Origin of the sequence: Serratia sp. 506_PEND (assembly GCF_001076875.1) — a bacterium.
GTDB lineage: Bacteria > Pseudomonadota > Gammaproteobacteria > Enterobacterales > Enterobacteriaceae > Serratia > Serratia marcescens.
On the sequence record NZ_JVEL01000222.1, the window covers coordinates 1 to 4,669 of the forward strand.

The 4,669-nt window shown below is 59.0% G+C and carries 7 protein-coding genes; 6 read left to right on the plus strand and 1 reads right to left on the minus strand.

Annotated elements, in window-relative coordinates; genetic code table 11:
• Window position 1 precedes the first annotated feature (1 nt).
• The 6 genes from cspE to ADK28_RS05690 all read left to right on the plus strand — a co-directional run bounded on the left by cspE (window position 2) and on the right by ADK28_RS05690 (window position 4,268).
• The gene (cspE, locus tag ADK28_RS05665; RefSeq protein WP_004928244.1) at window positions 2–211 is read left to right on the plus strand and encodes a transcription antiterminator/RNA stability regulator CspE; all 210 of its coding nucleotides are present in this window, start codon (window positions 2–4) and stop codon (window positions 209–211) included.
• Window positions 212–434: 223 nt separating this feature from the next.
• Complete coding sequence (locus ADK28_RS05670; protein ID WP_004928241.1) at window positions 435–656, plus strand: cold-shock protein; 222 nt, start codon at window positions 435–437, stop codon at window positions 654–656.
• A gap of 113 nt (window positions 657–769) precedes the next feature.
• Window positions 770–1,996 carry a winged helix-turn-helix domain-containing protein gene (locus ADK28_RS05675; protein WP_048795131.1) on the plus strand — a complete coding sequence of 409 codons (1,227 nt, stop codon included), beginning with the start codon at window positions 770–772 and terminating at the stop codon, window positions 1,994–1,996.
• A gap of 296 nt (window positions 1,997–2,292) precedes the next feature.
• Window positions 2,293–2,475 carry a Trm112 family protein gene (locus ADK28_RS05680; protein WP_004928237.1) on the plus strand — a complete coding sequence of 61 codons (183 nt, stop codon included), beginning with the start codon at window positions 2,293–2,295 and terminating at the stop codon, window positions 2,473–2,475.
• Window positions 2,472–3,221: a 3-deoxy-manno-octulosonate cytidylyltransferase gene (gene kdsB / locus ADK28_RS05685; protein ID WP_048795132.1), complete on the plus strand. Its 750-nt coding sequence runs from the start codon at window positions 2,472–2,474 to the stop codon at window positions 3,219–3,221. Before ADK28_RS05680 ends, kdsB begins: the two co-directional genes overlap by 4 nt.
• Before the next feature lie 150 nt (window positions 3,222–3,371).
• Window positions 3,372–4,268, plus strand: coding sequence for a YcbJ family phosphotransferase (locus tag ADK28_RS05690; RefSeq protein WP_048795133.1), 897 nt, complete (start codon window positions 3,372–3,374; stop codon window positions 4,266–4,268).
• A 7-nt stretch (window positions 4,269–4,275) separates the two neighbouring features.
• On the opposite strand, the gene ADK28_RS05695 is transcribed toward ADK28_RS05690, so the two are convergent.
• On the minus strand, window positions 4,276–4,669 hold a 394-nt coding region (locus tag ADK28_RS05695), incomplete at its 5' end, for an ElyC/SanA/YdcF family protein (protein ID WP_048795134.1).

The window sequence follows — 4,669 nt, forward strand, 5'->3', positions numbered from 1 at the left end:
AATGTCTAAGAAGACTGGTCAAGTTAAGTGGTTCAACGAAAGCAAAGGTTTTGGTTTCATTGAGCAGCACGACGGCGGCAAAGATGTATTTGTACACTTCTCCGCAATCATGACCGACGGTTTCAAGACCCTGGCTGAAGGCCAGCGTGTCGAGTACACCATCCAGGACAGCCCGCGCGGGCCGGCTGCCGCCAACGTAGTTGCTCTGTAAGAAGACAGGGAACGCGTATAAAGAGATCTTAATACAACCATGGTGACGCTTCAGCGCTGAGTCATGCGGAAGATATTAAGTTCAACAAGCCCGCCTTAGTGCGGGTTTTTTATTTTTTTGCTCACGAGAGGTTTGTTACGAAAAACTTTAGGATGGGCTGGTAGCGTCCAGACAATATAAAAAATGACGTTGTCAAGGATGCTCAAGTAAAAGGATATAAGTTATGTTTAAAAATACTGTGTTAAAAATGGGTCGTGTGAAATGGTTTAATCAGGCCGAAGGCTATGGTTTTATTTCACCGGTAGATGGCAGCGACGAAATCTATGTCAACCGCAACGCTATCGCCAACACCAAAAATAAGTCGTTGAACGAAGGTCAGAACGTTGAGTTCTCGATCTATCGCAGCTCGCATGGGCTGTCCGCGGCAGACGTTATCGCGTTCTGATCGCATCCTCCTTCCTCGCCAGTGCCGGTGTCGCCACCCGCAAGCACTGGCGAAGATAAATCCCGCGATATCCACTATTATCAGGCCATTGCCTACTCGCCACGGATATCAGGATGACCACCCCGACCATTTCCCTTACCGCCGCTCGCGCGTTGCACCTTGCCGCCCAGGGGCTGCTTTCTCCGCTTAAACGCCAGGCTCGGCCCGATGACGTCGTGAGCGCGATCCAGCGCATGGGGCTGTTACAAATCGATACCATTAGCGTCGTCGCTCGCAGCCCGTATCTGGTGCTGTTCAGCCGTTTGGGAACCTATCAGCCGGAGTGGCTTGAGCAGGCGCTCGCCGGCCGCAAACTGTTCGAGTATTGGGCGCACGAGGCCTGTTTCCTGCCGATCGAAGATTTTGGTCTGCTGCGCCACCGCATGCTGGCGCCGTATGATATGGGCTGGAAATACTCGGCCGACTGGGTGCAGCAGCACCAGGCCGCGATGGACAACCTGCTGCGGCACATCGAACAACAGGGGCCGGTGCGTTCCGCCGATTTCAGCGCCGAGAAGAAAGGCAACAGCGGGTGGTGGGATTGGAAACCGGAGAAACGACACCTGGAGATCCTGTTTACCGCCGGCAAGCTGATGGTGGCCGAGCGTCGCAACTTCCACCGGGTTTACGATCTGACCGAAAGGCTGCTGCCGGCCTGGGACGATGCGCGTCATGCGCTGCCTGCGGAGCGGGCGCGCCGGCAGATGCTGCATCGCACCTGCCGCTATCTGGGCATTTTTCGCGCCGAATGGTTGGCGGATTATTATCGGCTGAAACGCGTGGCACCAAAAGCCTTGCTGGCAGAGCTGCAGGCGCAGGGGGAAATTTCGCCGGTGCAGGTAGAGGGGCTGGAAGGGCAGTTCTATGTGCATGAATCACTGGCGGAACTGCTGCCGCTGGCGGAGCAGGGCAAATTGAAATCGACGGTCACCAGCCTGCTGTCGCCTTTTGATCCGGTGGTGTGGGATCGCCGCCGGGCGCTCGAACTGTTCAACTTTGACTATCGGCTGGAGTGTTACACGCCGAAAGAAAAACGCCGCTACGGTTACTTCACGTTGCCGGTGCTGCATCGGGGCGAGCTGGTGGGGCGGGTTGACGCCAAGGCGCACCGTCGCCAGGGCATCTTCGAGATCATCAGTTTCCATGCGGAGCCGCAGGTGCGCTTCGGCAAACAGCGAACGCAGGATATCCGGCAGGCCATCGCGCGCACGGCCAAATGGCACGGTGCGCAACGGGTCGCGCTGGGCGATATTCCGGCGGCGTTGGCCGCTGAATGGGGTGCCGGCTGGGAAGTGGGATAACGAGCGACGCCGTCGGTGGGGTAAAACGAAGTGAAGCGTCGCTCGTTACAAAGGGGCTCAGTGGCTGAAGTTAGCGAACAGAGCGATGATTTTATGCAGACGTTTGATCACGTATCACTGCCTTTTTGTGATTTGTATCACAAAATTCTACGCCGGGATGCGCCGCAGTTCAAGCTGTCACGCCGACGCAGTGAGGAAATATCGGCGGGTTGGCGCTGCCGATGATTAACCTGAGGCCGGGCGTTATGCTATCCTCACTGCCTTTCCCAGATGACCTATCCCCTAGCGGAGGATGCATGGACCACCGTTTACTCGAAATCGTTGCCTGCCCGGTATGCAACGGCAAACTCTATTTCAATAAAGAAAACCAGGAGCTGGTGTGCAAAGCGGACGGGTTGGCTTACCCGCTGCGTGACGGCATTCCGGTACTGTTGGAAAATGAAGCGCGTGCGCTGTCGCTGGATGAGAAGCACGCATGAGTTTTATCGCTATTATTCCCGCCCGCTACGCCTCAACCCGTTTGCCGGGCAAACCGCTGGCCGATATTCGCGGCAAGCCGATGGTGGTGCACGTGATGGAACGCGCCCGTGAGTCCGGCGCCAGCCGCGTCATCGTGGCGACCGATCATCCTGAAGTCGCCAAAGCGGTGGAAGCCGCCGGCGGCGAAGTGTGCATGACCAGCCCAGATCACCATTCCGGCACCGAGCGTCTGGCGGAAGTGATCGCGCACTACGGCTTTGCCGACGATCAGATCATCGTTAACGTGCAGGGCGACGAACCGCTGATCCCACCGGTGATCGTGCGGCAGGTGGCGGAGAACCTGGCGGGCAGCCAGGCCGGCATGGCGACGCTGGCGGTGCCGATCGAGAGCGCCGAAGAGGCTTTCAACCCCAACGCGGTGAAGGTTGTGATGGACGCGCAGGGCTACGCGCTCTATTTCTCACGCGCCACCATTCCGTGGGATCGCGAGCGTTTCGCCGCGTCGAAAGAGAGCATCGGCGACAGCCTGCTGCGTCATATCGGCATCTACGCATACCGAGCGGGCTTCGTGCGCCGCTACGTCAGCTGGGCGCCGAGCCAACTGGAGCAGATCGAGCTGTTGGAACAGCTGCGCGTGCTGTGGTACGGTGAAAAGATCCACGTGGCGGTCGCGAAAGCGATCCCGAGCGTGGGGGTCGATACGCCGGAAGACCTCCAGCGCGTGCGCGACAGCATTCAACCCTGAGCCTGATTTCGTCGGCGCGCCGCGCAACGCGCCGACGATGCAACACCCCCATTATTGATCCCCGTTTTGTTGATCTGCGTTGAAGAATTTTTCCGCTCGCCGTTTGATGATGTTACGCATCCCCCCTAATTAGCCTGAGGTGAATGCCTTATGGAGCAGTTACGCGCCGAACTGAGCATTGTGCTGGGTGAGTCCATCAGCCGGCTGGAGCGGGTGAGCGAACAGCCTTATGCGCATATGTATTCGCTGTACGATCGGCAGGGCAACGCGATCCCGTTGATGGCGAAAAGCTTTATCTGTCGGGGCATCGCCCAGCAGGAGGCGTACAAGCTGTCGATGCTGGCGCGCGACGGGGATATTCGCCTGCCTACGGTGTATGGCGTGGTATGCACCCACCAGGCGCCGTATACGGAAATCCTGCTGATCGAGCGCCTGCGCGGCGTGTCGGTTGAGGCGCCGACGCGCTCGCCGGATCGCTGGAATATGCTGATGGAGCAGATCGTTGACGGGATATTGGCCTGGCACCGCATCGACAGCCATGGCAGCGTCGGCACCGTTGACAGTACGCAGGAGAATGACTGGTTTTGCTGGTATCAACAGCGGGTCGAAGTGTTGTGGGCGACGGTGGTCAATCTCACCACCCCGCAGTTGACCATGGCGGATCGGCGTTTGCTGTACCGCACGCGTGAAACGCTGACCCATTTCTTCGTCGGCTTCGATGATCCCTGTGTTCTGGTGCACGGTAACTTATCGCTGCGCAGCATGCTGAAAGATCCCAAAAGCGATCAACTGCTGGCGATGCTCAACCCCGGCGTAGTGCTGTGGGCGCCGCGCGAATACGATCTTTTCCGCCTCTGCGAGGCGGGCATGCCCAGCCAGCTGTTGTTCAACTATCTGCAGCGGGCGCCGGTCGCCGACGCTTTCCTGGCGCGGCGCTGGCTATATGCGGTATGGGAAGCGGTAGGGCGTTTGATCCATACCGGCAAGCTGGAGCGGCGGCCGTTCGATTATGCGTCGCAACAGCTGCTGCCCTGGCTGGCCGGCTGAACGGGCTTTACTCTGCGCCGGCGCTATCTGCGCCCTTCAGCCATTGCCACAGGCTACCCAGCGTTTCATACCAGGCGCGCTCGGTATGGCCGAGGAACATTGACGACGGTGTGGCGCGATCCCAGATATTCAGCGGCGAGTCGATAGCCAACTGATTGGCCGGCGCCGGGATCGGGTGCAGCCCCTTAGCCTTGAAGAAACGCATGGCGCGCGGCAGATGGTTGGCGGAGGTCACCAGAATGAACGGTTGCTCGCCGACCAACTTGGCGACCTGAGCGGCCTCTTGCTCGGTATCGCGCGGTTTCCCCAAGATCACCATATCACTGCGCGGCACGCCCAGGCTTTCGGCCACCAGCGCCGCAGTGGCGGCGTTGCTTTGCATGGGGCCGGCGGACGCGCCG